Annotated in this window: 25 protein-coding genes and 2 tRNA genes; 16 read left to right on the top strand and 11 right to left on the bottom strand. The window is 59.3% G+C overall.

Annotated elements, in window-relative coordinates; all coding sequences use genetic code 11:
• Positions 1-50 precede the first annotated feature (50 nt).
• On the top strand, positions 51-863 hold the full coding sequence (locus INF32_RS08520; RefSeq protein WP_226387915.1) for a hypothetical protein: 813 nt from the start codon (positions 51-53) through the stop codon (positions 861-863).
• Between the two features lie 42 nt (positions 864-905).
• Positions 906-1,904, top strand: a complete 999-nt coding sequence (locus INF32_RS08515) for a hypothetical protein (protein WP_226387914.1) — start codon at positions 906-908, stop codon at positions 1,902-1,904.
• Between the two features lie 56 nt (positions 1,905-1,960).
• On the opposite strand, the gene ndk is transcribed toward INF32_RS08515, so the two are convergent.
• The 4 genes from ndk to rpmH all read right to left on the bottom strand — a co-directional run bounded on the left by ndk (position 1,961) and on the right by rpmH (position 4,811).
• Positions 1,961-2,413: a nucleoside-diphosphate kinase gene (gene ndk, locus INF32_RS08510; RefSeq protein WP_226387913.1), complete on the bottom strand. Its 453-nt coding sequence runs from the start codon at positions 2,411-2,413 to the stop codon at positions 1,961-1,963.
• A gap of 88 nt (positions 2,414-2,501) precedes the next feature.
• Complete coding sequence (locus INF32_RS08505; RefSeq protein WP_226387912.1) at positions 2,502-3,566, bottom strand: RluA family pseudouridine synthase; 1,065 nt, start codon at positions 3,564-3,566, stop codon at positions 2,502-2,504.
• 42 nt (positions 3,567-3,608) lie between these two features.
• Positions 3,609-4,493 (bottom strand): PASTA domain-containing protein, encoded by an 885-nt coding sequence (locus INF32_RS08500; RefSeq protein WP_226387911.1) that lies wholly within the window; start codon positions 4,491-4,493, stop codon positions 3,609-3,611.
• 162 nt (positions 4,494-4,655) lie between these two features.
• Positions 4,656-4,811, bottom strand: coding sequence for a 50S ribosomal protein L34 (gene rpmH, locus INF32_RS08495; protein WP_226387910.1), 156 nt, complete (start codon positions 4,809-4,811; stop codon positions 4,656-4,658).
• Between the two features lie 221 nt (positions 4,812-5,032).
• Between rpmH and INF32_RS08490 the strand changes: the two genes are divergently transcribed.
• The gene (locus INF32_RS08490) at positions 5,033-5,662 is read left to right on the top strand and encodes a porin family protein (protein ID WP_226387909.1); all 630 of its coding nucleotides are present in this window, start codon (positions 5,033-5,035) and stop codon (positions 5,660-5,662) included.
• 5 nt (positions 5,663-5,667) lie between these two features.
• On the opposite strand, the gene rsmG is transcribed toward INF32_RS08490, so the two are convergent.
• The 3 genes from rsmG to INF32_RS08475 all read right to left on the bottom strand — a co-directional run bounded on the left by rsmG (position 5,668) and on the right by INF32_RS08475 (position 8,153).
• Complete coding sequence (gene rsmG / locus INF32_RS08485; RefSeq protein WP_226387908.1) at positions 5,668-6,291, bottom strand: 16S rRNA (guanine(527)-N(7))-methyltransferase RsmG; 624 nt, start codon at positions 6,289-6,291, stop codon at positions 5,668-5,670.
• A 114-nt stretch (positions 6,292-6,405) separates the two neighbouring features.
• Positions 6,406-6,996 (bottom strand): RNA polymerase sigma factor, encoded by a 591-nt coding sequence (locus tag INF32_RS08480; protein WP_226387907.1) that lies wholly within the window; start codon positions 6,994-6,996, stop codon positions 6,406-6,408.
• Positions 6,987-8,153, bottom strand: a complete 1,167-nt coding sequence (locus INF32_RS08475; protein WP_226387906.1) for a glycosyltransferase — start codon at positions 8,151-8,153, stop codon at positions 6,987-6,989. Before INF32_RS08475 ends, INF32_RS08480 begins: the two co-directional genes overlap by 10 nt.
• Positions 8,154-8,254: 101 nt before the next feature.
• Here INF32_RS08475 and tgt point away from each other — a divergent pair, with 101 nt between their 5' ends.
• The 4 genes from tgt (at position 8,255) to INF32_RS08455 (ending at position 13,370) form a co-directional block, all read left to right on the top strand.
• Complete coding sequence (gene tgt, locus INF32_RS08470) at positions 8,255-9,385, top strand: tRNA guanosine(34) transglycosylase Tgt (RefSeq protein WP_226387905.1); 1,131 nt, start codon at positions 8,255-8,257, stop codon at positions 9,383-9,385.
• Complete coding sequence (locus INF32_RS08465; protein ID WP_226387904.1) at positions 9,382-10,530, top strand: LptF/LptG family permease; 1,149 nt, start codon at positions 9,382-9,384, stop codon at positions 10,528-10,530. The genes tgt and INF32_RS08465 overlap by 4 nt, the downstream gene beginning before the upstream one ends.
• 27 nt (positions 10,531-10,557) lie before the next feature.
• Positions 10,558-11,712 carry a dicarboxylate/amino acid:cation symporter gene (locus tag INF32_RS08460; protein ID WP_226387903.1) on the top strand — a complete coding sequence of 385 codons (1,155 nt, stop codon included), beginning with the start codon at positions 10,558-10,560 and terminating at the stop codon, positions 11,710-11,712.
• 98 nt (positions 11,713-11,810) lie between these two features.
• On the top strand, positions 11,811-13,370 hold the full coding sequence (locus INF32_RS08455) for a sulfatase-like hydrolase/transferase (RefSeq protein WP_226387902.1): 1,560 nt from the start codon (positions 11,811-11,813) through the stop codon (positions 13,368-13,370).
• Positions 13,371-13,376: 6 nt separating this feature from the next.
• Here the strand turns inward: INF32_RS08455 and INF32_RS08450 are convergent, their stop codons facing one another.
• The 3 genes from INF32_RS08450 to INF32_RS08440 form a co-directional block, all read right to left on the bottom strand.
• Complete coding sequence (locus INF32_RS08450; protein ID WP_226387901.1) at positions 13,377-14,414, bottom strand: sensor histidine kinase; 1,038 nt, start codon at positions 14,412-14,414, stop codon at positions 13,377-13,379.
• A 212-nt stretch (positions 14,415-14,626) separates the two neighbouring features.
• Complete coding sequence (locus tag INF32_RS08445; protein WP_226387900.1) at positions 14,627-15,223, bottom strand: riboflavin synthase; 597 nt, start codon at positions 15,221-15,223, stop codon at positions 14,627-14,629.
• A 24-nt stretch (positions 15,224-15,247) separates the two neighbouring features.
• Complete coding sequence (locus INF32_RS08440) at positions 15,248-15,883, bottom strand: S24 family peptidase (protein WP_226387899.1); 636 nt, start codon at positions 15,881-15,883, stop codon at positions 15,248-15,250.
• Positions 15,884-16,110: 227 nt separating this feature from the next.
• Here INF32_RS08440 and INF32_RS08435 point away from each other — a divergent pair.
• A tRNA-Arg gene (locus tag INF32_RS08435) sits at positions 16,111-16,182 on the top strand.
• A 547-nt stretch (positions 16,183-16,729) separates the two neighbouring features.
• Complete coding sequence (locus INF32_RS08430; RefSeq protein ID WP_226387898.1) at positions 16,730-17,518, top strand: M48 family metallopeptidase; 789 nt, start codon at positions 16,730-16,732, stop codon at positions 17,516-17,518.
• Positions 17,519-17,616: 98 nt separating this feature from the next.
• Here INF32_RS08430 and INF32_RS08425 read toward each other — a convergent pair whose 3' ends face one another.
• Positions 17,617-19,209 (bottom strand): NAD(P)/FAD-dependent oxidoreductase, encoded by a 1,593-nt coding sequence (locus INF32_RS08425; protein ID WP_226387897.1) that lies wholly within the window; start codon positions 19,207-19,209, stop codon positions 17,617-17,619.
• 102 nt (positions 19,210-19,311) lie between these two features.
• Here INF32_RS08425 and INF32_RS08420 point away from each other — a divergent pair, with 102 nt between their 5' ends.
• The 7 genes from INF32_RS08420 (at position 19,312) to clpX (ending at position 26,934) form a co-directional block, all read left to right on the top strand.
• Positions 19,312-20,037 carry a polyprenol monophosphomannose synthase gene (locus INF32_RS08420; protein WP_226387896.1) on the top strand — a complete coding sequence of 242 codons (726 nt, stop codon included), beginning with the start codon at positions 19,312-19,314 and terminating at the stop codon, positions 20,035-20,037.
• A 57-nt stretch (positions 20,038-20,094) separates the two neighbouring features.
• Positions 20,095-21,435 (top strand): dihydroorotase, encoded by a 1,341-nt coding sequence (locus tag INF32_RS08415; RefSeq protein WP_226387895.1) that lies wholly within the window; start codon positions 20,095-20,097, stop codon positions 21,433-21,435.
• 48 nt (positions 21,436-21,483) lie between these two features.
• The gene (locus INF32_RS08410; RefSeq protein WP_226387894.1) at positions 21,484-23,178 is read left to right on the top strand and encodes a DUF4153 domain-containing protein; all 1,695 of its coding nucleotides are present in this window, start codon (positions 21,484-21,486) and stop codon (positions 23,176-23,178) included.
• A gap of 48 nt (positions 23,179-23,226) precedes the next feature.
• Positions 23,227-23,308 (top strand) — tRNA-Leu (locus INF32_RS08405).
• A gap of 246 nt (positions 23,309-23,554) precedes the next feature.
• A complete protein-coding gene (locus tag INF32_RS08400; RefSeq protein WP_226387893.1) occupies positions 23,555-24,886 on the top strand; it encodes a trigger factor in 1,332 nt (443 codons plus the stop codon).
• Positions 24,887-24,983: 97 nt separating this feature from the next.
• The gene (gene clpP / locus INF32_RS08395; RefSeq protein WP_226387892.1) at positions 24,984-25,658 is read left to right on the top strand and encodes an ATP-dependent Clp endopeptidase proteolytic subunit ClpP; all 675 of its coding nucleotides are present in this window, start codon (positions 24,984-24,986) and stop codon (positions 25,656-25,658) included.
• 13 nt (positions 25,659-25,671) lie between these two features.
• Positions 25,672-26,934: an ATP-dependent Clp protease ATP-binding subunit ClpX gene (clpX, locus tag INF32_RS08390; protein ID WP_226387891.1), complete on the top strand. Its 1,263-nt coding sequence runs from the start codon at positions 25,672-25,674 to the stop codon at positions 26,932-26,934.
• Positions 26,935-26,997: the final 63 nt, after the last annotated feature.

Here is a 26,997-nt window from a genome sequence, read left to right as displayed (position 1 = left end):
ATTTCTTGCGAATTTATGTTTCGTATGTCTAACATTTGAATGAAGGGAAAATGGCTTTAATCGATGCGATCATCAAAACGATGGATGACGAGTTGCTCAGAACGGGAAAGGAGTACCTGGATTTTCTGCAGGCCAGTCAGTTATTGTACGATGCCAGATTGATTGACGATCCTTCCGAACTGGATGAACTGTTGGAATCTGGACAGATGCTGCATGCCCGACCTGTTGTGGAGGAAGGAATTGTTACTTGGGAAATTCCCTTGTCGGCGGACGGGGAGAAAAAACGGGAGAAGATCGGTATGAAGCAGAATATTTATACCGGAAAGGTCCTCGATTTAAAAAGCGACATTCCTATTGATGTACGAGTGTCTGAGAAATGTCCGGGGTGCGGTTGGGACTTGGTGATTCCTGACTCCTGCCGGAATGAAAAATATTTGAGATGTCTGAATTGCGGGAAAACATTTCTGAACCCTTTGTTGCAGACTGTTTCGCAGGAAGTCACGGAAAAAGGATTGGAGAAATCACGGAAAGGCTGGTGGGTTGCAGCCGGAGTCATTCTTTGTCTGTGGATAGTTGGTAATCTCTCAGATAATGCCGATCGTTTATCAGAGAAAACTTCTACAAATGCTCTTGAGGCTACGAAACGTGCAGTTGAACGTTATTTGAAATGGCATATTACTGATTCGAAGAGCTATGTGAGTGTATATTGGTCTGAGGTGACGGAAACGACATCGGAAGAATGGGGTGATTATCGTGTGAGACACAAATATAGAATGAAAAACTATTTTGGAGCGTATGTGGAGAAGGATCAGATGTTTTATCTGACGGGAAACGGAGCAGTAGTTATGGTAGAAGATTTATAATGTTGTTATTTTGGGTAGGTATTTAAGGGTGGTGTGAAAATTATGGACTGGAACGAAATCAAAGAATCCATCGTTGGGGATTTGCATTCTCGGGGATTGAAAGATACGGAAATCCGACTGAGGGCTTTGAATAGGATCGAGAATATCTTGCAGCTATATTATGCCTCTTATATTCGGAATCCGGAAAAACTTAATGAAATAGATAAAGAGGTGTTTAAACGAGGAATATCCGTTCGGAAAGGTAAGGCGTTGAGCAGTGCAGAACATGGCGTGGTGAATGAAATCTATGAAAGGATTGCTCCTCCATTGTTGATGCCTGTTCCTCGGAAGAAACCTTTGGTTGAAGGGAAATATAAAGTATGTATTTGTCCGAATTGCTATACACCTGCCAAGGTCACGGAAGATTTGTGGGATTGCAAGGAGTTGTTCTGTCCGGAATGCGGAAATTTCATGCCGAACCCTATCCGTGAGGAAAAAGTATTGGAAAGTGTCGGTCGCATGGTTGTAACCGGTATATTGCTCGGTAATATTGCAAAATTATTTTGTGGGTTGTTCGTCCTATTTGTGATTTTATATGCGTTATGGGGTTGTCGGGGTGTGACGGAGACGACCGGTTGCAGTTGGCGGACGATAGCGGGTGTTTGTATTCCGGTAGATTCGGTTATTTGTAATGATACGGCCTCTTGTTCGATTCCTTCAGAAAAGAAGATAACTCTTAGTACAGAAAAGGGAAATATCCCGCGGGAACAGCGGGAGAAACTGTTAGGTGTTTGGGCCGATTATTTTAATGCGAACGGAGAGGTGCTTTGGCGGATAGTAAAAAAGGAGAAAGGCTTGTATGCGCTGGAAATAGGGAGAACCGGTACGGATGAATGGCAGGTGTCCTGCGAATTGATTGAAGCCCCCAATGGCGGATATACGGTGTACGAAGCAGTCGAATCAGTTGCGGAAGAGTATTACCGGATAGAAACCTCAGGCGGTTTGTCTGTATTCGACAGATACGGATATATTACAACGTACAGAAAAATCAGTACCCGGTAAATCCGGTTTTGGCGGCTGGCTGTACTGTCCCGGTTACCGCGGAATGGTAACTGCGGTCACACCTCCGGTGTGTAGTCGATCTCCGTGATTTCGTCGGGCGTGAAAAAGCGGCTCCATTCTTCCCGCGCGTTTTCGGGGCTATCGGATGCGTGGATCGCGTTGCGGGTGACGCTTTCGCCGAATTCACGGCGGATCGTGCCCGCTGCGGCACGAGCGGGATCGGTGGCGCCGACCAGGGTCCGGAGGGCTTCGACGGCCCTTTCCCCGTCGCGTTCCAGTACGGCAGCCACCACGGCGCCCGAGGTCATGAACCGGACGAGGTCTTCGAAAAAGGGTTTGCCGCGGTGTACGGTATAGAACCGGGCGGCCCGGTTGCGGCTCAGAAAATCCATTTTCAGGGCCCGGATGCGGAATCCGTCCGCGATCAGTCGGTCGAGGATTTTGCCCGTGGCTCCGGCTGCCACGGCGTTGGGCTTGATGAGGGTGAAGGTTCGGCTGGTCGTCTGCATGGGCTTGTCGTATAAAAGGCGGTTCCGGATGCGGGCTCCGGGGCCGGTGCGTTTTCCTGTGTTCCGTGCATGTTCCGTGCCGTGGGCGTCACGCTTCCGTTTCGCGGTGTGCCGCGTAGCTCTCCCATTTCTCCAGCACGGCCTGCATGTCGGCGGGCAGCGCGCTTTCGAAACAGACCTCCTTCCCCGTACCCGGGTGGACGAAGCCGAGACTGCGGGCGTGGAGCGCATGACGGGGCATCAGGGCGAAACAGTTCTCCACGAACTGGCGGTATTTGGAAAAGGTGGTGCCTTTCAGGATGCGGTCGCCCCCGTACCGCTCGTCGTTGAACAGGGGATGGCCGATATACTCCATGTGCACCCGGATCTGGTGGGTGCGTCCCGTTTCCAGCCGGCACTCCACCAGCGTGACGTATCCGTATCGTCTGACCACGCGGTAGTGGGTCACGGCATGCTTGCCGGCGCTGCCGTCCGGAAAGACGGCCATCCTGAGCCGGTCGCGCACGCTGCGCCCGATGTTGCCTTCGATCGTCCCTTCGTCCTCCTCGAAATTGCCCCACACCAGGGCCAGGTAGCGCCGGGTGATCGTATGATCGAAAAACTGTTTGGCCAGCCGGACGTGGGCCCGTTCGTTCTTGGCGATCACCAGCAGGCCCGAGGTGTTCTTGTCGATGCGGTGCACCAGACCGGCCCGCATGTCGCCCTCGCGGAACATGGGGAGTTCGCGCAGGTGCCATGCCAGCGCATTGACCAGCGTGCCCGACCAGTTGCCGTGGCCCGGGTGCACCACCATGCCCGCCGGTTTGTTCACCAGCAGCAGGTCGTCGTCCTCGTAGGGAATGTCGAGCGGAATGTTTTCCGGGACGATCTCCGTTTTGCGGCGCGGGTAAGGCATCACGATCGAAATGCGGTCGAGCGGCTTTACCTTGTAGCTCGCCTTCACGGCTGTGCCGTTGACCAGGATGCTGCCGCTGTCGGCTGCCGCCTGGATACGGTTGCGCGAACATCCCTCCATGCGGTTGGTCAGGAACTTGTCGATGCGCAGCATCGCCTGTCCCTTGTCCACCGTGAGGGAGAAGTGTTCGAACAGTTCGTCCTGCTGCCCGTCCTCTTCCGCTTCGGTCAGAAAATCGTCGTCCGTTTCGGTCGTCACGTTATCTCGGTTTTTATCGGTTCGCTGTGCCGGTATGCCGGATCACGGCTTGTCTTTTTCCTTTTCGGCCTCCTCCTGCTCCTTGCGGGCCTCGACGATCGCCTCGGCAGCCCGGTCCGAAGCCGCGCTTCCCTGTTCCACCTTCTTGGTATCCAGCGTCAGCTTCAGCGCGACCGGCGTACCCAGCGTCACAAGATGGCTCTGTTCCGGCTCCTGCATGTAGACCCGTGCCTCGTTTTCGTTCAGCGCGTTGATGCCCTCCTCCGCCGTTATTCTGCCGACGTTCAGGCCCACTTCCCACAGCCGGCTTTTGGCCTCCTTGAGGGGGAAGCCGACCACTTTCGGGATCACGGTGGTCGAATCTTCCGGGCTCATGCCCACGACGAGCGTCACGCCGGTGCCCACTTCCGCCCGGACGTCGCTGCCCGAGGTGATGAGCTCCCCGCGGTAATGCTCTTCGAGCACGTAGTTCGTGGCGATGTCCTCCCGGTAGATCAGCCGGTCGATCTCCAGCCCGGCCACCTCCAGGTTGTTCTTCGCCTGCCGCAGCGAAAAGTCCGTCACGTAGGGAATTCGCACCATCTTCTGCCGGAACGAGTTGACCGTGACGAAAATGCGCCGTCCGCTCTTGACCTCGGCCCCCGGGGCCGGATTCTGGTCGAGGATCACGCCCCCTTCGTACATGGGGACGTAGAGCGAATCGTTGATCTCGATCCGCAACGAGGCCTTGCGTCCGGCCTGTCGGGCCTCCTCGATGTTCATGCCCGAAAAGTCGGGCACCTGTTTGTACTTGTTGTGCCGCGTGAAGAGGTTCAGCAGCACGGAGACCAGGAACAGGAAGATCACCACGGCGCATACGGCCAGCACCACGTTGCGGGCGATGACGTTGCCGTTTATCCTTTCGATCAGTTTTCGCAGCGGATTCATGGGTTTTGTCGGTTATGTCGCGGCGGCGGTTCCTCCCTTCCTGCGGTTCCGTGGTCCGGCCGCCGGATTCCGCCGCGGCCGTAAAGATACGAAAAAGGGTGGAAATACCGCAAACAAAAAAGGACAGCTGCGGCCGTCCTTTTCTTGTCGTATGTCGGAACCCTATTTCGCGCGGGCTTCGTCGGAAACCGTCAGTTTCTTGCGGCCCTTGGCGCGACGGGCGGCCAGAACGCGGCGTCCGTTGGGGGTAGACATTCTTTCACGGAAGCCGTGTTTGTTCCGTCTTTTTCTCTGCGAGGGTTGAAAAGTCCTTTTCATTGTCGTATCTTGTTATCTTCGTTTAATATGCTCCGTTATCGGCCGTGCCGGCCCGTGGGCGTACAACGGAGTGCAAAGGTACAATATTTTTGGGTTTTGCAAAAATAATCCCGTAAATTTTTAGGTCCGGGCGGCCGTTTCGTCCGCTTTTTGTATCTTTCGGATACGAACGGCGGCTTTTGCGGCGTTGTATATGCGGACAATCAAGTAATGTGCTGGTTATGAAAAAGCTGATTTTGCTGGCTGCCTGCGTGGCGGCCGCTTCGGGGGCATTCGCCCAGTGGACGGGCGGTGTGAAGGGAGGTTGGAACATCTCCAAACTGACCCATGTCGGGGCCGATATGCGTCCGGGCTATTACGTGGGCGCGTTCGCCGAGTACCGCTATGCCTTCCGGCTGCTGGGTATCCAGCCCGAGGTGCTCTATTCCCGGCAGGGTGCCGATCTGGGCGACCGCCAGTGGGTCAAGTCGAGCTATCTGGCCGTGCCTGTCCTGCTGAAAATACATCCTTCCAACCGCTTCTCTTTCGACGTGGGGCCCCAGTTCGGTTTCGCCTTGCGTTATAAGGCGTGCTACGATCCGGGCGACGGAACGCTCGTCACCCGGCGTCTGCCCAAAGAGGATTTCAACACGTTCGACGTGTCGCTGGCGCTGGGTCTCTCCTGGCTGCTGTCTCCGTCCATCGAATTCTCGGCCCGCTACGACGTGGGGCTCACCAATACCGACGGCGGGGTGGGGCGTTCGGGCGGCAAGGCGGTGCGCAACGGCGTGCTCCGCATCGGGGCCGGTGTCCGTCTGGGGGCCCATACCTTCCGGGCCATGTACGGTACGCCCGATTCCATCCGGGAATAGGAGGGCTACCGGGGAAGGTAGACGACCTTCTTGGTCTCGAAAAACTCCTCTTCGAAAAAGTCGGGAATGTCGTAGAGCGTGTATCTTTTCCCCGTTTCGGCCAGCTCTTCCCGCAGGTCGCCTCCCTTGAGGTAGAGGATGCCCGCGGGCAGCGTTCCCTGCTGTCCCGGTTCGATCCTGTTCCATACCCAGCCGACGAACTCCTTCATCCGGGTGACGGCCCGGCTGACGACGTAGTCGAACTGCGCATCGATCTCCTCGGCCCGTCCGTGTACGGGGACCACGTTCTCCAGCGAGAGGGCCCCGCTCACGCCGCGCACCACGGAGATCTTCTTGCCGATCGAGTCTGCCAGCGTGAACCGGGCCTGCGGAAAGAGGATCGCCAGCGGAATACCCGGGAAGCCTCCGCCGCATCCCACGTCGAGGATGCGGGCCCCGGCCCCGAAGCGGCAGACCCGGGCGATGGCCAGCGAGTGGAGTACGTGCCGTTCGTAGAGCCGGTCGAAGTCCTTGCGCGAGACGACGTTGATCCGTGCGTTCCACCCCCCGTACAGGTCGTACAGCCGCGCGAAGCGTTCCCTTTGCAGCGGGGAGAGTTCCTCCCCGAAATATTTTTCGATCAGTTCCATGCGTTGTGGTGTGTCGGTTTGCGAGAGCTTTTGTTCCGTGGTGCGGAGCGGGGGCCGTGTGTGGCCGTTAGCGTGGTTGCGGGTCTTGTCGTCCGGTCCGTTCTCCCGGATCGCCTACGGGAGGATGTCCGTGTGTTCGGTGATGAACCGGCACAACTGTTCGCGTGCGCGGTGGATCTGGGTCTTCACCGTGCCCAGCGGCAGGTCGAGTTCGCGGGCGATCTCCTCGTAGGAGTATTCGCGGAAGAAACGCAGTTCGATCAGCTGCCGGTAGCGGGGCGTCATCCGCTCCAGGTGGTGTTCCAGCTGCGCCCGCTGCTGCACGCTGATGAAACTCTCTTCCGGAGTGGGAGCCGCCGAGGCGGGCATCAGCGCCGGAGAACGGCTCTCCTGCACGTTGTCGATCGAAAGGTCGTCCCGGCGTTTGCGCACGTAGTCCACGAACGTGTTGCGTGCGATCGTGTAGATCCACTGTCCGAACGTGTAGTCGGGCTTGTAGCGGTGCAGGTTGAGGTAGACCTTGACGAAGGTCTCCTGAAGCAGGTCGTCGGTGTCGTCCCGGTTCCCGCCCGTGCGCTGCATGTAGAGCTGGAACATGGCCTCCCGATAGCGGTCGAAGAGGTGTTCGAAAGCCGCCGCGTCGCCTTTCAGTACCCTCTCGATCAGCTGCTGATCGCTCGCTACGATGTAACTCTCTATCTCCATAAGCCTTTGCTCGGACGAAGCGTGCGGGAGAGCCACAGCCGTATTTCGCACAGCGGCGCCCACAGGTCATAGACGATCCAGCACCAGCCCAGTCCCCCTTCGCCCAGCCGCCGCCGGATGCGCCACGATTCGAACTCCACGATCCCCAGCCGCAGCAGCCATAGTGCCAGCGTACCCAGCTTGAATTCGGGAGGGAGCAGGCACAGGGCGGTCAGCACCGTGGCCAGGAAGAGCAGGCGGCTGCCGAGCTCCCACTGGACGGCGTTTTTCACTTGCAGGGGATAGTATTTGTAGGTGTAGCTCTCGAATTTGCGCAGGTCGTGCCACCAGGACGCACCGCCCCACTGCCACTGGCGCACGGTCGCCTTGGGATTGAGGATCACGGCCGTATTGTCCGGCGTGGCGATCGTCTGCAGGAAAAGGTCGTCTTCCCCTGAATTGAGGTTCAGGTAGTTGAAGCCCTTGACACCGAAATAGAGGGTCTTGGTGAACCCGAGGTTGTGGATGCTGCCCCGGTAGGGCACGCCCCGGATCGCCGAACTGAGAGCCCGGACCGAAGTCATGACCCGGGAGCAGCGGATCAGCCGGTTCACGATGCCCGGTTTGCGTTCCATGCCGCAGTAACCCAACACCACGTCGCCCCGTTCGAATCCCCGGGCCATCAGCGCGAGCCAGCGGTCGGACGTGGGCCGGGCCGCCGTGGTGGTGATCAGCAGCCGTTCGTAACGGGCGGCCTTGATTCCCACGTTGAGCGCCAGTTTGCGGCCGATCGGGAAGCGGGTGTCCTGTTCGATGCGGGTGGCGGACAGGTGGGGATGCTGCTCCTGCAGAGCCTGCAGGGCGTCGGAGAACTCTTCTGCGGAGGCCAGGTCGACCACGACCACTTCGAACTCGGGGTATTGCTGGCCGAGGATCAGCGGCAGCGTCTCCTCCAGATAGGTGAAGTCGTCCTGTACCACCACGATCACCGAGACGGGAGGCCGTTGCGTGTCGCGTTCCTGTCCGCCGTCCACGCGGTAGGAGGGAATGCGGGCGTAACACCGCATCCAGTAACACAACTGTACGATGAACAGCACGACCGCCGCCGCGGCCAGGGCCAGCGCCGGCGTCCCGTAAGCGGTTTCGAGACTTTCGTATAACCGGGAAAGGAATGACACGTCGGTAGGTGTGATTTGTAATCGGACAAAGGTACACAAATTTCCCGAACCTGCCGCCAAAAAATTGGCGGGCTGGGGAATTATATGTACATTTGTCCGCTATGAAGTTCGATTTGCAGCATACCGCCGCCGATTGCGCCGCACGGGCCGGGGAGATCACCACCGACCACGGCACGATCCCGACCCCTATTTTCATGCCGGTAGGGACCGCAGCCAGCGTCAAGGGGGTTTTCCACCGCGACCTGAAGGAGGAGGTGAAGGCCCGGATCATCCTGGCCAATACGTACCATCTCTACCTGCGGCCCGGCACCGATATTCTGGAACGGGCGGGCGGCGTCCACCGTTTCAGCGGCTGGGACGGTCCGGTGCTCACCGACAGCGGCGGTTTCCAGGTCTTTTCGCTGGCGACCTCGCGCAAGCTCACCCCGGAGGGATGCCGCTTCTCGTCGCACATCGACGGATCGAAACATCTGTTCACGCCCGAGAGCGTGATCGACACCGAGCGTTCGATCGGGGCCGACATCATGATGGCTTTCGACGAGTGTCCGCCCGGCGACGCGCCCTACGACTATGCCGCCAGATCGCTCGAACTGACCCACCGCTGGCTGGAACGCTGTTTCGAACGCTACGGAAAGACCTCGCCGAAATACGGATACAGCCAGACGCTCTTTCCCATCGTGCAGGGGTGCACCTATCCCGACCTGCGCACCCGCTCGGCCGAATTCGTGCAGCAGTTCGGCGCCGAGGGATATGCCATCGGAGGGCTGGCCGTGGGAGAGCCCGCCCCGGTGATGTACGAAATGATCGAACTGGTCAACGGCATCCTGCCGAAGGACAGACCCCGCTACCTGATGGGGGTGGGGACGCCGGTCAACATCCTGGAGGCCATCGAACGGGGCGTGGACATGTTCGACTGCGTGATGCCCACCCGCAACGGGCGCAACGGTATGCTTTTCACCAGCGAAGGGATCGTCAACATCCGCAACCAGAAGTGGCGGGACGACTTCTCGCCGATCGACCCGGCGGGTCTTTGCTTCGCGGATACGCACTATACGAAGGCTTACCTGCGGCATCTGGCCATCGCCGGGGAGATGATGGCCGCCCAGATCGCCTCGATGCACAACCTGGCCTTTTACCTCTGGCTGGTGGGAGAGGCCCGCCGGCGGATTCTGGACGGGTCGTTCCTCGCCTGGAAACGGGAAATGGTCGTTAAACTGGGACGAAGGCTATGACGGACAGCGGCATGCAGGCTCCCGTGCCCCGTCTGGACGGGCACCGCAGGTTCCGGTTCCCGGGGCTCAGGATACTCGATTGGTACATCATCAAGAAGTTCCTGGGAACTTACGTGTTCGCCATCGCCCTGATCATCGTGATCGTGGTCATTTTCGACGCGGTGGAGAAGATCGACGACTTCATCGAACTGAAAGCCCCCCTGTCGAAGATCATCACCCAATACTATTTCAACTTCATCCCCTTCTTCATCAATCAGTTCAGCGGCCTGTTCACCTTCATCGCGGTGATCTTCTTCACCTCGAAGATGGCCTATCAGACCGAGATCATCGCCATCCTCTCCAGCGGCGTGAGTTTCAACCGGCTCATGTGGCCCTATTTCGTGTCGGCTACGGCGATCACCCTGCTCTCGCTGTCGCTCAATCTGGTGGTGATTCCCGCGGCCAATGCCCGGCGGGTCGATTTCGAAAGCCAGTATTTCAAGAAGAAGCAGAACCAGCGGTACGACCAGCATATCTACCGGCAGGTCTATCCCGGAACGTTCGCCTATATCCGCGACTATTCGGGAAACAGCCAGCGGGCTTCGTTCCTCGCGCTGGAACAGTTCGAGGGGAGTTCGATCGTCTCCTCGCTCGAAGCCTCCGACGTGCGCTTCGATCCCGAGACCAAGCGCTGGTCGGCCCCGAAATACATTACCCGCCGGTTCGAGGGCGAGAAGGAGACATTCGAGACCCATCAGCGGCTCGATACCCTCATCAATCTGGAAGCCAATGAACTGGGACGGGTGGAGGAGCTCATCAAGACGATGAACATCGTCGATCTGTCGCGTTTTATCCGCCAGCAGAAACAGAAGGGGTCCGACCAGATCGCCCAGTTCGAGGTGGAGCGGCAGAACCGTTTCGCCTATCCCATCTCGACCTTCATCCTGACGCTGATCGGCGTTTCGCTCTCCTCGCGCAAGGTGCGGGGCGGCACGGGGCTCCATATCGGTATCGGCATCGCCCTCTGTTTCTCCTATATTCTGGTGAGCAAATTCACCGAGGAGTTCGCCAAGGGAGGTCTGCTCCCGGCGCAGATTTCGGTGTGGCTGCCCAACCTGCTCTACCTCTGCATCGGCATCTATCTCTACCGCAAGGCACCGAAATAGGCTCCGGCCCCTAAATATCTTATCGCCATGAAACGCATCGAGATCGGACTGCTGCCCCGTATCCTGCTTGCCATCGCTTTGGGCGTAGGCTGCGGTTTCTTCTTTCCCGAAGCCCTGACACGGGTTTTTCTCACGTTCAATGCCCTTTTCGGCAATTTTCTGAATTTCATCATTCCGCTGCTCATCATCGGGCTGGTCGTACCCGGCATCGCCGATCTGGGAAACAGTGCCGGCCGCCTGTTGCTGATTACGGCCGCACTCTCCTACGGGTTCACCCTCTTTTCGGGATTTTTCACCTACGGAGCCTGTACGCTGCTCTATCCGTGGCTGCTGGAGGGCGATTCCCTGAGCCGCATGGAGGAGAGCGCTTCGGTCGTCGAACCCTATTTCACCGTCGACATGCCGCCCCTGCTGGGGGTGATGAGTGCCCTGATCTTCTCGTTCGTGCTGGGAATCGGCATCTCCCGTCTGTCGGGAAGCGTGCTCAAAGGGCTGTTCGACGAGTTTCGTAAGGTGATCGTCCTCGTCATCGAGCGTGTCATCATTCCCCTGCTGCCGTTTTATATTTTCGGTATTTTCCTTTCGATGACCGTCTCCGGACAGGTGGCCGGGGTATTGGAGGTGTTCGTCAAACTGATCGCCCTGATCTTCGTGCTGACCCTCGTGCTGTTGCTGGTGCAGTTTTCGACGGCCGGGGCCGTCGCGCACAGGAATCCCTTGCGTCTGCTGCGGACCATGCTGGCGGCTTACGTCACGGCATTGGGTACGCAGTCTTCGGCGGCGACCATTCCCGTGACTCTCGACCGCACCCTGCGCTGCGGCGTACGCCCTTCGGTGGCGGGTTTCGTGGTGCCCCTGTGCGCCACGATCCATCTTTCGGGCAGCACCATGAAGATCGTGGCCTGTGCGCTGGCGATCATCACGCTGGGGGGCCTGCCGGTCGATGCGGCGGCCTTCTGCGGGTTTATCCTGATGCTCGGCATCACGATGGTGGCGGCTCCGGGCGTGCCGGGCGGCGCGATCATGGCGGCCGCGGGTCTGCTGCAATCCATGCTCGGTTTCGACGAGGTGGCCGTGGGGCTGATGATCGCCCTCTATATCGCCATGGACAGTTTCGGCACGGCGACCAACGTGACGGGTGACGGGGCCATCGCCGTGATCGTGGACCGGATCGCCGAATAACTGTCTGCCGGTCCGGAAATTTCCGCTTCCGGTACTTTGATTTTTCGTGACGGATGCTTATTTTTACGGAAGTCCCGTCTGATCGGGCTCTCCGGATTATGAGAACGAATACCGTTATCCCCGCTTTCCTGACGCTCGGCGCCGTCGCATGTTCTTCCCAGCCCGAAAAGGCGAAAACGCCCAACGTGATCGTCATCCTGGCGGACGACGTGGGATACGGCGATCTGGACTGGAACGGTTCGGAGACCGTCCGCACTCCCCATGTGGCGCGTATGGCGGCAGAAGGGCTGCGTCTGACCAACGCGCACACCGTGGCGGCCACCAGCACTCCGGCCCGTTACGGTCTGCTGACGGGCCAGTATCCCTGGCGGAGGGAGGGCACGGGTATCGCCGCCGGCAACGCGGGCATGGTGATCCGTCCCGAACAGTACACGATGGCCGACATGTTCCGCAGCGCGGGGTATGCCACGGGGGCCGTGGGCAAATGGCACCTGGGGCTGGGCGACACGACCGGATCGCAGGACTGGAACGGGAGGATCGCTCCCGGCCTGGAGGACATCGGATTCGACTACTCCTACATTATGGCTGCCACGGGGGACCGTGTGCCCTGTGTCTATATCGAGAACCAGCGGGTGGTGGGGCTCGATCCCGCCGATCCGATCGAAGTGAGCTATACGGCGCCTTTCCCCGGGGAACCGACCGGTAAGGATAATCCCGAACTGCTCCGGATACGTCCCTCGATGGGGCATGACCAGTCGATCGTGGACGGTATTTCGCGCATCGGCTACATGAAAGGGGGAATGGCCGCCCGCTGGCACGACGAGGAGATCGCCGACCGCATCACGGACAAGGCCTGCGAATTTATCGAGCGGAACAGCAGCGGGCCCTTCTTCCTCTATTTCGGCACCAACGACATTCATGTGCCGCGTGTGCCCCACGAACGGTTCGCGGGCCGGAGCGGCATGGGGCCGAGAGGCGATGCGATCCTCTCGCTCGACTACTCGGTGGGCCGTATCCTGTCGGTGCTCGACAGCCTCGGGATTGCGGACAATACGCTGGTGATCCTCTCCAGCGACAACGGGCCCATCGTGGACGACGGGTACGAGGACCGGGCCGAAGAGTTGTTGGGAGACCATAAGCCGTGGGGACCTTTCCTCGGCACCAAATACAGCATTTACGAGGCCGGCACCCGGGTGCCGATGGTGGTGCGGTGGAAGGGCCGCATCGTTCCCGGCAGTTCCGACGACGCCCTCTTCAGCCAGATCGACCTTTTCGCTTCGCTGGCGTCGCTTTGCGGCGGCACCGTCGGACCGGGAGCCGCGCCCGACAGCCGCGACTGCCTTTCCGTCCTGCTGGGCGAGGGCGGCGGGGGGCGTTCTTCGGCCGTGGTGATGAACCTCCAGGAGAATCTGGCCATCATTTCGGACGGCTGGAAATACGTGGCTCCCAGCGACGATCCCTACACCGATTCGTGGTCGGGGTATCTCTACGGCAACCGGCCCGAGGCAAGGCTTTTCGACCTGCGCAACGATCCTGCCGAACAACACGATGTGATGGCACGGCATCCCGAAATTGCGGAACGCCTGCGGCGGGAACTCGAAGCCGTAAAGGCGGACGGCGGCGTGTGGAGGGAGCGGAGATCCGTCCCGGAGAAGTAGGGGCGGTCAGGCTTTGGGCAGCGTGAAGGAGAAGGTGCTTCCCTTGCCCGGTTCGCTGCGCAGGGTGATCGTTTCGTGGTGGGCCTCCATGATGTGTTTGACGATGGCCAGTCCGAGACCCGTGCCGCCCATCTCCCGCGAACGGCTCTTGTCCGTGCGGTAGAAGCGTTCGAAGACCCGGGGCACGTCTTCCGGGGCGATGCCGATGCCGTTGTCCGAGACCTCCACCATGACCTTGTCGAACAGGTCGATGAAGGCGATTTTGGTGAGACCGTCCTCCTTGCCGTATTTGACCGAATTGACCAGCAGGTTGACCAGCACCTGCCCGATGTACCGCCGGTCGGCTTTCACGGGAATCGGCTGGAGCGGGGCCGTGGCCGAATGGCCCACCCGGAGGGTGATTCCCTTTTTCGACGCCTCCATTTCGGTGGCGTCGGCGATTTCGCGGGCCAGCGCCACGATGTCGAACGTCTCGGTCTGCAGGTGGAGGGCTCCCGACTCCAGTTTGGAAATCTCCTCAAGATCGTTCACAATGTTGATGAGGCGGTCAATGCTCTTTTCCGAGCGTTCGAGGTATTTGCGGTTGATCGTCTCGTCCTCCAGCGCTCCGTCGAGCAGCGTGAGGATATAGCCCTGTATGTTGAAAATGGGGGTCTTGATCTCATGGGAGACGTTGCCGAGGAACTCCTTGCGGTAACGTTCGTTCTCTTGCAGCCGGAGAATTTCCCGACGGTTGCGTTCCGCGTAATCCGAAAGGTCTTCCCCCACCTCTTCGATCAGGTTGGTCTTGTGGGAGAGGGCCTCTTCCAGTTCGCTGGTTTTGATGTTGCGCGAAAGTACGATCTGGTAGATCGGTTTGATCTTGTAGATGACGAATTTCTTGATGACCGCCCGCGCCGCGAGCCCCGTCAGCAGGAACGTCACCACGCAGATGCCGACCACGACCCAGCCGTCGGCCTGCACCAGGATGCCCGCTCCGACACCCGTGGCCGCCGCCACTCCCGCGATCAGCAGCGATGCGGAATCTATACTCCTGACCTTCATGTTTCCCTGTTTTGTCTCCTGCCCGGAGACGGGTGGACTGGGCAAAGGTAGCAAAAAGCCGCGGAGGAACTTTCCCCGGCCTGTGAAAAAAACGTTAAGAATCGTCTCTTCGGAGGGAAAGGGCCTGCGCCGTGGCCGGATTACGGGAAAAAAGAACGGTCCGGGACCTTCCCGCAAGGGAACCCGGACCGGTGTCGCAGGAGGGCTGGGGATTATTTGCCGAGGTAGTTCTTCATCAGGCGGGCGATGTACTTGCCCACGATGTCGAATTCGATGTTGACCGTCGTTCCCTCCTTGATACGGCAGAAATTGGTGTGTTCGTAGGTGTAGGGGATGATGGCCACGCGGAAACTGTCGGGTTTCGAATCCACCACCGTGAGGCTTACGCCGTTCACGGCCACCGAGCCCTTTTCCACCGTGGTGTTGTCTCCCTGGGGGACGTAACGGAACGAGAAATACCAGCTTCCGCCGGCCTCTTCGACGCCCGTGCAGAGGGCCGTCTGGTCCACATGGCCCTGTACGATGTGGCCGTCCAGCAGGGCGTCGGGACGCATGCTCCGCTCCAGGTTCACCAGGTCGCCTTCGCGGAGCAGTCCGAGGTTCGACTTGAGAAGTGTTTCGTGTACGGCCGTTACCGTGTAGTCGTCGCCGTCGATGTCCACCACCGTCAGGCAGACGCCGTTGTGGGCGATGCTCTGGTCGATCCTGAGTTCCCGGGTGAAGGGGCACCGCAGGGTGAAGTGCTTGTTGCCTTTCTCTTCGCGGACAGCCACCACCGTGGCCGTCGTTTCAACGATTCCTGAAAACATAGAATGAATATCTTAGGGTTATTGTCAGACGGATTTGTTGATGATGACCCCCTTGATGAGGTAGAGCCGTTTGATCTCCTTCTGTTCGATGGAAATCTCGTCGTAGTCCTCCTTGTTTTTTGGCACGAGACGCACGCGCGTGGAGTCGGGGTCCTTGCGGATGCAGCGGATGCCGTTGAAGGGGCCGCTTACGATCAGATAGTTCTCTCCGGGCAGGATGTTGTTCGTCTCGGCCTTGCGGCACAGGACGATGGCCCCCTGCGGAATTTCGGGATTCATCGCCGCGCCGAACGAAAGGGCCGCGAAGTCGCATCCGCTGAACATGGGGACGAATATGTGGTAGGTGGGGGCGATGTACTCCTTGGAGAGGACGAACTGCACGGCGTCCATCTTGTAGTAGGGGACGGTAACGTTCTGTTGTTTGGCCACGTCCTCGACGAACATGTCGCCTTCCCCCGTGAGAACCCATGCCTTGCTGACAGTGATGTATTTGGAGGTGATAAGGTCGGCCAGTTCCTTGCTGATCCCGTTGTTGCCGCGTTTGATCTGGTAGAGGTTCTCCCCACGGTTGAGGCCGATGCTCCGGGCAAAGGCGTTGACGGAAAGACCGGTCCATTTGACCAGTTTTTCGATCCGCTGCCAATTGTCTAACGTTACCATTCTGTCTGTTTTGGGAGTCAAAAGTAAACTAAATTTTGTTAAAAAAACCGAAATATCCGTTGAATATTGTAACGATATTGCATTTATATTGCAACCCGATGCAATCTGGTATTGGAATCTTTTGACGCTTTCCGTGGAGGAAAAGGAAATATTTTTTCCGAACTATTTGCATTTCCCGGTAAAATATAGCATATTTGCACTCTCGATAAACCACCGGTTTATTTTTTGGATCCGTAGTTCAATGGATAGAATATCAGATTCCGGTTCTGACGATATGGGTTCGATTCCCGTCGGGTCTACAAGGAAAAAGTCTGCCTGGAGCAGGCTTTTTTTATTTGGAAAGGAATTGAGTGACTGTTGGCGCATGGCAGACGGAATTTGTTCCCGGCTTTCCGATCGGCGGATAAAAAAGGCACGGGAGCAAACTGCCGGGCATCAAGGTCCTGAGAAACCCCCTTCCATGACAGTCTGTCCCGTGCCGGATATTCGGTATGCAAAAAGCACACCTCCGGCAGACAAACTGTGTTTCATGGGGTTTGAATTTCTCAGGTTCTGATGCCCAAAACACAGGTTCCACTATTATTCCAACGATTGGTAAGAGCCGTACGAACCGGCAAATAGCACGATTCGCTTTACAAATATAAGGTATTATCCTTAATAATGCACTATACTTTGCGAATTATCGCGCCGGCGGACGGTAAGCGGGGCCGATCGCGGTAGGTTTCAACGGCGTTCGGGGCACTGGCCGCCGGGAATCGCCAAAGAAAAGTTTTTTTGCGACAGGGCGACAGCGGAAAAGTCGTATATTTGCTTCGCTTTTGAACGGACCCTCAAATCGAATGCGTTATGAATAGAATTTTATCCGTCATTTCTCTTTTCATGCTGCTGGGCACCACCGGAGCCGTGGCACAGTTCAACCTGAAGAAGGCCCTGTCGGCGGGGATGAAGACCCTGCAGGCCGTCACGCTTTCGGATGCCCAGATCGAGCAGTACGTCGGGGAGTATGTCCGGCAGTCGGATTCGGTCAACACGCTCTGCGGGCCCGATGATCCCTATACCCTGAGGCTGGAACGGATCACGCAAAGTTTCAACAATAAGGACGGAATCAACATCCGGGTGTACCGGACACAGGATGTCAATGCGTTCGCCTGTGCCGACGGCAGCGTGCGGGTCTATTCGGGGCTGATGGATATCATGTCGGACGAGGAGATTCTGGGCGTGGTCGGTCACGAGATCGGGCACGTGCGGAACAAGGATACCAAGGACGCGTTCCGCAACGCCCTGCTCACTTCGGCCCTGCGGGACGGTATCTCCTCGGCGGGAGGTACGGCGGCACGGCTGACCGATTCGCAGTTGGGAAATCTGGGGGAGGCTCTGATGAGCGCCCGTTATTCGCAGAAACAGGAGTATGCCGCCGACCAGTACGGATACGAGTTCCTCAAGAGCCACGGGGTGAATCCGTGGGCCATGGCGCTTTCGTTCGAGAAGCTGAAGAAGATGGAGGAGCAGATGGGCGGCGACAAGTCGAGCAAGGTACAGCAGTTGTTTTCCACGCATCCCGACATCGAGGCGCGGACCAAAGTGATGGCCGAACGGGCGACGGCGGAAGGGTTCGTGCGCCCGGAAGGGAAGTAGCGGACGGTTTTGCCGGGAATCGGAGAGGTCGTCGCACGGACCCGCTGCAAGGAAAACTTCTGTCCTGCGGCAAGGTAAGTCCCTATTCTTCGGATATTTTACCGGCGTTTCCCGAGGTAGGCGGCGGTCTGTTCGGCGGTTCGTTCCCCGTCGAGCGCGGCCGAAAGAATGCCGCCTGCGTAACCGGCCCCTTCGCCGCAGGGGAACAGGCCGGGAACGGCGGGGTGCATGCCCGTGGAGGGGTCGCGCGGAATCCGCACGGGCGACGAGGTGCGTGATTCGACCCCCACGATGACCGCCTCGTTAGTCAGATAACCGCGCATTTTGCGGCCGAAGTCGAGGAACCCGCCCCGGAGCGCTTCGCCGATGAATCCGGGCATCCAGCGACCGAATTCCGAGGGGGTGATTCCCGGTACGTACGAAGTGCGGGGCAGGGTGCGCGAAGACCGCCGGGCCGTAAAGTCGGCCAGACGTTGTCCGGGAGCCACCTGTCCGCCGTCGCCGTGGAGGCGGGCTTCCCGTTCGAACGCCTGCTGGAAGCGGAGGCCGGCCAGTGGTCCGTGTTCCGGGACCAGGTGGGCGAAGTCGGAGAGGCGGATTTCGGTCACGATGCCCGAATTGGCGAAGACGGAGTTGCGGCCCGAAGGGGACATGCCGTTGACGACCGATTCGCCGGGGGCCGTGAGGGCCGGGACGATGAAACCTCCCGGACACATGCAGAAGGAGTATACGCCCCGTCCGGCCACCTGGGTCACCAGCGAGTAGGCGGCGGCCGGCAGCCACTCGCCCCGTTCGGGGGTGTGGTACTGGATCGAGTCGATCAGTGCCTGCGGGTGCTCCACCCGTACGCCCATGGCGAAGGGTTTGGCTTCAAGGGGAATGTCAGCCGCATGCAGCGTTTCGTAGATGTCGCGTGCCGAGTGTCCCGTGGCGAGAATCACGGCGGCTGCTTCGACCTTCTCTTCCGTGACGGCTCCGGAGGCGGGGTCGGTGCGGAGGGCTCTGACCCCGGCGGTTTTCCCGTCGCGCAGGAGCAGGCCCGTCATGCGGGTACCGAAGAGGATCGTGCCCCCGGCCGCCTCGATCGTTTGCCGCATGCGCGAAATGATGCGCGGCAGGCGGTCGGTGCCGATGTGGGGATGGGCGTCGTAAAGGATTTCGGGGTCGGCGCCGTGGAAGACGAAGAGTTCGAGGGCCCGGCGGTAGTCGCCCCGTTTTTTTGAACGGGTGAAGAGTTTTCCGTCCGAGAAGGTGCCCGCACCTCCTTCGCCGAAGGCGTAGTTGGAGTCGGGATCGACCTCTCCGCCCCGGTTGATGCGGGCCACGTCCCGTTTGCGGGCCGAGACGTCGCGTCCCCGTTCCAGCACGACGGGACGCAGCCCCTGTTCGATCAGCCGCAGGGCCGCGAAGAGCCCGGCGGGTCCGGAGCCCACGACCGCCACGGGCGTGCGGCCCTCCACCTGCGGATAGTCGAAGCGCACGGGGTCCGGAGCCGGTTCGCGGTCTTCGAAAATCTCCACCGTGAGGTTCACTTTGGGCTGGCGGCTGCGGGCGTCGATCGAACGTCTGACCACGCGGCAGAGGGCCGTTTCGCGTTCGGTAAGTCCCGCCCGGCGGATGGCGAGCGGAGTGTAGAACGAAGGGTCGGCGGCCTGCCGGGGAGTGAGTACCAGCGTGATCTGTCGGGGCATAGGATTTGAAGATTGTTTGTGCGTGCCCGTGAAATATTTTTCGACAGGCCGTGTAATTGCCACAAAATTATTACATTTGTTCAGAAATTAAAATTTTATTCCATGCGCAAAGTCGTAATCATCCCCACCTATAACGAAAAGGAGAATATTTCGGCCATGATCGACAAGGTCTTTTCGCTGCCGGAACCTTTCGACCTGCTGGTCATCGACGACGGCTCGCCCGACGGAACCGCTTCGATCGTGAAGCGCCGCCAGCAGGATTTTCCGGATCGTCTGCACCTGCTCGAACGGAGCGGGAAGCAGGGGCTCGGAACGGCCTACATCACAGGATTCCGCTGGGCCCTGGAGCGGGACTACGACTATGTGTTCGAGATGGATTGCGACTTTTCGCACAATCCGGACGATCTGGTGCGGCTCTACCAGGCGGCAGTCGAAGGGGCCGACGTGGTGGTGGGTTCGCGCTACGTGACGGGCGTGAACGTGGTCAACTGGCCGATGAAGCGCCTGCTGATGTCCTATTATGCGTCGGTCTATGTGCGGACGGTGACGCGGATGCCCGTGCGGGACGCGACGGCGGGTTTCGTGTGCTATTCGCGCGAGGTGCTTGAACGGCTCGACCTGGATGCCGTGCAGATGAAGGGGTACGGGTTCCAGATCGAGATGAAGTACAGCGCATGGAAGCTGGGATTCCGCATCCGGGAGGTGTCGATCGTCTTCACCGAGCGGGTGGTGGGTTCCTCGAAGATGAGCAGCGGTATTTTCGGTGAGGCTTTCTGGGGCGTGCTGAAGCTCCGTTTCCGCACGATCCGGGGCCGGAACGTACGGTAGATGTCCAGGCCGCGTTTGCGGCCGCGCGACGGCATGGCGAAAATTGAGAACGAATATATGGCAGACGTATTGATCGAAGGGGGAACCCTGGTGAACGAGGGGCGGAGTTTCCGCGGATACCTCGTGGTGCGGGGCGAACGGATTGCGGAGATCGGGGAGGGCGACCGGCCCGAAAGCGGATTCCAGGGCGAGCGGATCGACGCGCGGGGCATGCTGGTGCTGCCCGGGGCGATCGACGACCAGGTGCATTTCCGGGAACCGGGACTGACCTATAAGGAGGATATCCGCAGCGGGTCGCGTGCCGCCGTGGCCGGAGGGGTGACCTCGTTCATGGATATGCCCAATACGAAGCCTACCACCACGACGCTCGACCTGCTGGAGCGGAAGCGCGAACTGGCAGCCGAGCGTTCCCTGGCCAACTACTCGTTCTATTTCGGGGCGACCAACAACAACCTGCGGGAGCTGCACCGGGTCGATCCCCGCACCACCTGCGGGGTGAAGGTCTTCATGGGGTCTTCGACGGGCAACATGCTGGTGGACGACCGGCGGGTGCTTTCGGCCATCTTCGCCGAAAGTCCGGTGCTGATCGCCACCCACTGCGAGGACGAGGCGACGGTGAGGGCCGATGCGGAGCGTTACCGGCGCGAACTGGGCGACCGGGTATCTCCGGCCATGCACGCCGTGATCCGCAGTGCGGAGGCGTGCTACCGTTCTTCGGCGCGTGCCGTAGAGCTGGCCGACCGCTACGGGGCGGACCTGCATGTGCTGCACCTGAGTACGGAACGGGAACTTTCGCTGTTCGATGCGAAACCCGTGGCGGAGAAGAAAATCACCAGCGAGGTGTGCGTGCATCACCTCTGGTTCAGCGAGGAGGATTATGCGGTGAAGGGAAACCGGATCAAGTGGAACCCCTCGGTGAAGCGGGTTTCCGACCGGGATGCGCTGCGGCGCGGGGTGCTCGGCGGCAAGGTGGACGTGGTGGCGACCGATCATGCGCCACACACGGTGGAAGAGAAGTCGCGTCCCTACTGGGAGTGCCCTTCGGGCGGGCCGCTCGTCCAGCATTCGCTGGTGGCGATGCTGGAGCTGGGCAGGCAGGGGTTATGGACGCCCGAACAGGTGGTCTGGAAGATGTGCCATGCCCCGGCGATCCGGTTCGCGGTGCGGGACCGGGGGTTCCTGCGCAAAGGGGCCTATGCCGACATCGCCGTGGTGCGGCCGGACGATCCGTGGGTCGTGGGGCCGGAGAATATCCTCTACAAATGCGGCTGGTCTCCTTTCGAGGGGGTGCGGTTCAGCCACCGGGTGGTCTATACGCTGGTGAACGGCCGCGTGGTGAACCGGAATGGAGAAATCGACGAGGAGTTCCGGGGTCAGCCGCTGGAATTCGTGCGGTAGGGAGAGATGCGGCCGTGTCGGACGATCCGGCCTTTTCAATAGATTCCGATGATGAGATTCGAGCCCAGAAAATGGTTTGCGGCGCTGGCCGAAACCGTCCGTCTGTTTCCCGTGGAGACGGGAATCGTGGCCTTTACGCTGTTTGCCGGCGCCCCGATGATCGCTGGGGCGTTTTCCCGTTTCCATGAGGGAATGGCGCTGATCCCGCTCTTTTTCGCTTCGGCATACGTGCTGAACAACCTGTTGCGAGGGGGGGCGTTCCGGTGGGGGTACCGTCTCTGCTGGATCGTGATGCTCCCGTTGTGGTGGAGCGCTTCGGAGGAGTGGATCGAATCGACGGCCTATTTCGTGGCCTATCCCTGCCTGCTGCTGGCCGTGCTCGCCTGCCGGAGGGTACGCGACGACGGGCGTTTCGCGGAGGAGGCGGTCGCCTATCTCTATGCCGCGGCCGTGGCCGGGTTTTTCGCTACGGTGGCCTACTGCCTGCTGTTGGCCATTTATCATTCGCTGATCTATATCTTCGGGCTGGAATACTCTTTCATTCCCGATTTCGGCTCCTATTCGGCGCTGCTTTGTTACGGGACGGCATGCCCGATGATGCTGCTCGCTTTCGTGCGCGGTGCGCTCGGGGGCGGCATGGCCGGCAGCGGGATGTTTACCACGCTGCTCAACTGGATCGTCACGCCGGCCCTGCTCGTCTACACCGCGATCCTGTATCTCTATTTCGTGACCATCGCCGTGTCGTGGTCGCTGCCCAAGGGCGGGATCGCCTATATGGTTTTCGCGTTCGCCATGACGGCCGTGGCGGTCGGGGCCTGCCAGCCGTTGTTGAGGCGGAGGATGTACGGCTGGTTTTTCGGTCGTTTCGGGCTTGTCGCCCTGCCGGCGGTGGCGATGTTCTGGATCGGCGTCCTCTACCGGGTGGGGGAATACGGACTGACCGAGGCGCGGGTCTATCTGCTGGTCTGCGGAGCGGTGATGACCTTCTCCCTGGGGCTGCTCTTTTCGAAGCGGGGAGGGCGTTACCTGGGGATATGTACGGCCGCACTCGCCCTGCTGGTGCTGTGCACGTACATTCCGCCGGTTTCGGCCGGGGCGCTGGGCGAAGCCTCGCAACGGGACCGGGTGGAGCGGATCGCCTCCCGTCTCGGGATGCTGGACGGGACAGGGCGTTTCGACGTGGTGCGCCGGCCCCTTTCGGATACGGTGTACCGGGAGGATTACCGCCGCATGTACGAATCGCTGGAGTATTTGGAGCGGGAGAAGCGCTTCCTGTTCGGTCTGCAGGAGGCGGACGATTTGCTGAAAATCGCTCCGGAACCGATCGAAGGTTATGTCTGCGGGTGGGATACGGTGGAGGTCGATACGGCCCGGACGCTTTACCTCAGCGATGACCGGAGTTCGTTCGATGTCCGGGGATACGCTGCCGTTTCCTTCCCCGGGCAATGGTCGTCGGGTCCGGACCGCTATTCGTTCGGGAACGATACGCTCCGCATCTATACCGACAGCGTGTTGCGCTGCGTCGTGTCCGGTCGGGAGCTGCTGGCGGAACAGCTGCGGGCGATCGGCTGTTCGGAGGAGGCCCGCCCGGGGAAAAGGCTGCTGGAGAAAAATGCCGGGAAACTGCTCGTATGGCGGACCGATTCGCTCACGGTGTTCTTTTCTTCCATGAATCTCCGGCTCTCGCCGGAACAGAACCCGGAAATCTACGGGCTCGATATCCGGTGCGTACTGGAGCGCTGACGCGAGGTTTGCAGAGTGAATAAAATTCATTACCTTTGTGCCGCACATGCGGATATGGTGTAATTGGTAGCCACGTCAGACTTAGGATCTGATGCCGAAAGGCGTGGGGGTTCGAGTCCCTTTATCCGCACGACGGTTTGTACGGGAAAACCGAAACGAAGACATCCGGACGGCATCCGAAGAGGCCGCCGGATGTTTTTCGTTCCGGACGACCGCTTTCCGGCCGGGTACGGAAGGGCCTTCCTGTCGGAAAGGAGCCGGAGCAGGCCGTTCACCATGCTGAAAATGAAAAAATTTGCAGTATCGGCGAAAAGCATTATCTTTGTGGGCTCGGTTTGTGTTCCGAAAATACGAATAAATACATAGATAACGCAAAATGAATATCGTAAGAGAAAACCTGGACGATCTGACTTCACTGCTCAAAGTGACCGTGGGTGAGGCCGATTACAACGAGGCGGTGGACAAGACCCTGCGCCAGTACAAGAAAAAAGCCAATATCCCGGGTTTCCGGCCGGGGATGGTGCCCATGGGCGTGATCAACAAGATGTACCGCCGCGGTGCCGTGGCCGAGGAGGCCTACAAAATGGCTTCGAACGCCTGCTTCGACTATCTGGAGAAGGAGAAGATCAACTATATCGGCGACCTGTTGCCCAGCGACCGCCAGCAGCCGCTCGATTTCGAGAACAACACCGAGCATGAGTTCGTCTTCGAGTTCGGCGTGTCGCCCGAAGTGAAGATCGAACTGGGTGCGAAGGACAAGCTGACCCGCTATACGATCGAGGTGAGCAAGGAGATGCGCGACGGATACCGCAAGAGTTTCCTCGGCAAGTTCGGCCGTCTGGTGGACGTGGAGAAGGTGGAGGGCGAAGAGGCCCTGACCGTGACGCTCGACAGCGAGGCGATGAAGGTGGAGGAGGCTTACGTGGGGCTGGTGAGCATGAGCGAGGAGGAGCGCAAACCGTTCCTCGGCAAGAAGGTCGGCGACCAGATGGATGTCAATATCAACGAACTCTATAAGAATCCTGCCCAGCGGGCCGCCATCCTGCACGTGAAGGAGGATGAACTGGCCGGTATCGCACCCGAATTCAAGCTTACCGTTACCAAGATCCGCAAGTTCGCCGAGCCGGAACTCAACGAGGAGTTCTTCAAGATGGCTTTCCCCGAGGGGAACGTGAAGGGCGAGAAAGAGCTGGATGCCTGGTTCGATGCCCAGATTTCGAAGGACCTGGCCCGCGAGAGCGATTACCTGTTCTTGCTCGAGATGCGCGACATGCTGGTGAAGAAGGCGAATCTGACCCTGCCCGAGGCGTTCCTCAAGCGCTGGCTCTACACGATCAACGAGGGTAAGTTCACGATGGAGGATATCGAGAAGGATTTCGCCGGGTTCGTGGAGATGATGAAGTGGAACATCATCCAGAAACATTATATCCAGACGCTGGAACTCAACGTGACCAAGGAAGAGGCGCTCGAAGAGGCCAAGTCCCTTACGCGGATGCAGTTCGCCCAGTACGGCATGGGTACGGTGGCCGACGACATGCTGGCCAACTACGCCAACTCCATTCTGGAGAACAAGGAGGAGTCCCGCAAGATTTACGAGAAGCTCTACGAGCGCAAGGTGGTGGATGCCCTCACGCCGATGGTGAAAGTAAGCGAAAAGAGCGTGAGTGTGGAAGAGTTCGGCAAACTGGCCGAGAAATACCGCGGATAGAAGGACGATTTGCCGCAATATTCGTATATTTGACTCCACGGGGATTGATTTTTGATGAAATCGTCTTTCCGTGGAGTCATTATTTAATTGCGATGCTATGAAAAAGACAGAGTTTGAGAAATATGCGATGGGGCAGGGGATCAGTTCGCTGAAGCTGCACCGTTTCCGGTCGGTGGCCGATTCCTACATCTCGCCGACGATCATCGAGGAGCGCCAGATGAACGTCGCCACCATGGACGTGTTCTCGCGCCTGATGATGGACCGGATCATTTTCCTCGGGGTTCCCATCTACGACGATGCGGCCAATATCATCCAGGCCCAGTTGTTGTTCCTGGAGTCGGCCGATCCCGAGAAGGATATACAGATCTATATCAACTCTCCCGGCGGATCGGTTTCGGCCGGGCTGGGTATCTACGATACGATGCAGCTCATTTCATCGGACGTGGCCACCATATGCACGGGGCTGGCCGCCAGTATGGCCGCCGTGCTGCTGACGGCCGGCAAGAAGGGGAAACGTTCGGCGCTGCCCCACTCGCGGGTGATGATCCACCAGCCGCTCGGCGGGGCCGAGGGACAGGCTTCGGACATCGAGATCACGGCCCGGCAGATTCTGCAGACCAAGAAAGAGCTCTACGAGATTATTTCGGAACACAGCGGCGTGCCGATCAAGAAGATCGAGAAGGACGCCGACCGCGATTATTGGATGACCGCCCCGGAGGCCGTGAAGTACGGTCTGATCGACGAGGTGCTCGCCAAGCGGGACGCCAAATAGAAACAGAAGAAACATGGGAAAGAAAGAAAATGACGGCAACATGGATTGCTGCTCGTTCTGCGGTTTGCCGCGCAGCGAGGTGGAGGTGCTGTTCGGAGGGATGGACGGGGCCAACATCTGCGACAAATGCATCGAGCACGGCCATGAACTGCTGATGGAGAGCAAGCCGGCCCGACGTCCGGCCCGCGCTCCGAAAATCCGGAAGGAGGAGCTCCTCAAACCGGCCGAGATCAAGGCCTTCCTCGATCAGTACGTGATCGGTCAGGAGGCAGCCAAACGGTATATGTCGGTAGCGGTTTACAACCACTACAAGCGGCTTCTGCATGCAGAGGAAGATGCATCCGACCGGATCGAGATCGACAAGTCGAACATCGTGATGGTGGGTGCGACCGGTACGGGAAAGACCCTGCTGGCCCGGACGATCGCCCGTTTGCTGAAGGTGCCTTTCACCATCGTGGATGCCACGGTGCTCACCGAAGCGGGCTATGTGGGCGAGGACGTGGAGAGCATTCTCTCGCGGTTGCTGCAGGTGGCCGATTACGATGTGGCGCTGGCCGAGCGGGGAATCGTCTTCATCGACGAAATCGACAAGATCGCCCGCAAGGGGGACAACCCTTCGATCACCCGCGACGTTTCGGGCGAGGGCGTGCAGCAGGCGCTGCTCAAGATACTGGAAGGCACCGTGGTGAACGTGCCGCCCCAGGGCGGGCGCAAGCATCCCGAACAAAAGTACATACAGGTCAATACGTCGAATATCCTGTTCATCTGCGGGGGCGCATTCGACGGGATCGAGAAGCGGATCGCCCAGCGGCTCAACACCCGGGCGATGGGGTACGGGCGGCTGAACGAGCGGCGCGTCGACCGCGACAACCTGATGCAGTATATCATGCCGCAGGACCTGAAGGCATTCGGGCTGATCCCCGAGCTGGTCGGCCGCCTGCCGGTGCTCACCTACCTCGAGCCGCTGGGCCGCGATGCCTTGCGCTCGATCCTGACCGAGCCCAAGAACGCGATCGTCAAACAGTACGTGAGCCTGTTCAAACTGGACGGGATCGACCTGTCGTTCGACGGGGAGGTGTTGGACTATATCGTGGACAAGGCGGTCGAATTCAAGCTGGGGGCCCGGGGATTGCGGTCGATCTGCGAGGCGATCATGATGGACACGATGTTCGACCTGCCCTCGCAGAGCGATTGCCGGAGTTTCCGCGTGACGCTGCCCTATGCCCGGAGCAAGGTCGAGAAGGCGACCCTTTCACGGCTCAAACAGGTGGGATAGGACGTTTTGTAAAGGGCACGGCATCAGCGCCGTGCTTTTTTTCGTGCCTTTTTTCCGCCCGAT

This window comes from Gallalistipes aquisgranensis (genome assembly GCF_014982715.1).
GTDB classification, from domain to species: Bacteria; Bacteroidota; Bacteroidia; order Bacteroidales; family Rikenellaceae; genus Gallalistipes; species Gallalistipes aquisgranensis.
This window is presented reverse-complemented; position numbering and strand designations above follow the sequence as displayed.

Coding starts and splice junctions, on each gene's coding strand:
- INF32_RS08520 (WP_226387915.1), top strand. CDS start 51: ATGGCTTTAATCGATGCGATCATCAAAACGATGGATGACGAGTTGCTC.
- INF32_RS08515 (WP_226387914.1), top strand. CDS start 906: ATGGACTGGAACGAAATCAAAGAATCCATCGTTGGGGATTTGCATTCT.
- ndk (WP_226387913.1), bottom strand. CDS start 2,413: ATGCAGACGACCAGCCGAACCTTCACCCTCATCAAGCCCAACGCCGTG.
- INF32_RS08500 (WP_226387911.1), bottom strand. CDS start 4,493: ATGAATCCGCTGCGAAAACTGATCGAAAGGATAAACGGCAACGTCATC.
- rpmH (WP_226387910.1), bottom strand. CDS start 4,811: ATGAAAAGGACTTTTCAACCCTCGCAGAGAAAAAGACGGAACAAACAC.
- INF32_RS08490 (WP_226387909.1), top strand. CDS start 5,033: ATGAAAAAGCTGATTTTGCTGGCTGCCTGCGTGGCGGCCGCTTCGGGG.
- rsmG (WP_226387908.1), bottom strand. CDS start 6,291: ATGGAACTGATCGAAAAATATTTCGGGGAGGAACTCTCCCCGCTGCAA.
- INF32_RS08480 (WP_226387907.1), bottom strand. CDS start 6,996: ATGGAGATAGAGAGTTACATCGTAGCGAGCGATCAGCAGCTGATCGAG.
- tgt (WP_226387905.1), top strand. CDS start 8,255: ATGAAGTTCGATTTGCAGCATACCGCCGCCGATTGCGCCGCACGGGCC.
- INF32_RS08465 (WP_226387904.1), top strand. CDS start 9,382: ATGACGGACAGCGGCATGCAGGCTCCCGTGCCCCGTCTGGACGGGCAC.
- INF32_RS08460 (WP_226387903.1), top strand. CDS start 10,558: ATGAAACGCATCGAGATCGGACTGCTGCCCCGTATCCTGCTTGCCATC.
- INF32_RS08455 (WP_226387902.1), top strand. CDS start 11,811: ATGAGAACGAATACCGTTATCCCCGCTTTCCTGACGCTCGGCGCCGTC.
- INF32_RS08450 (WP_226387901.1), bottom strand. CDS start 14,414: ATGAAGGTCAGGAGTATAGATTCCGCATCGCTGCTGATCGCGGGAGTG.
- INF32_RS08445 (WP_226387900.1), bottom strand. CDS start 15,223: ATGTTTTCAGGAATCGTTGAAACGACGGCCACGGTGGTGGCTGTCCGC.
- INF32_RS08440 (WP_226387899.1), bottom strand. CDS start 15,883: ATGGTAACGTTAGACAATTGGCAGCGGATCGAAAAACTGGTCAAATGG.
- INF32_RS08430 (WP_226387898.1), top strand. CDS start 16,730: ATGAATAGAATTTTATCCGTCATTTCTCTTTTCATGCTGCTGGGCACC.
- INF32_RS08425 (WP_226387897.1), bottom strand. CDS start 19,209: ATGCCCCGACAGATCACGCTGGTACTCACTCCCCGGCAGGCCGCCGAC.
- INF32_RS08420 (WP_226387896.1), top strand. CDS start 19,312: ATGCGCAAAGTCGTAATCATCCCCACCTATAACGAAAAGGAGAATATT.
- INF32_RS08415 (WP_226387895.1), top strand. CDS start 20,095: ATGGCAGACGTATTGATCGAAGGGGGAACCCTGGTGAACGAGGGGCGG.
- INF32_RS08410 (WP_226387894.1), top strand. CDS start 21,484: ATGATGAGATTCGAGCCCAGAAAATGGTTTGCGGCGCTGGCCGAAACC.
- INF32_RS08400 (WP_226387893.1), top strand. CDS start 23,555: ATGAATATCGTAAGAGAAAACCTGGACGATCTGACTTCACTGCTCAAA.
- clpP (WP_226387892.1), top strand. CDS start 24,984: ATGAAAAAGACAGAGTTTGAGAAATATGCGATGGGGCAGGGGATCAGT.
- clpX (WP_226387891.1), top strand. CDS start 25,672: ATGGGAAAGAAAGAAAATGACGGCAACATGGATTGCTGCTCGTTCTGC.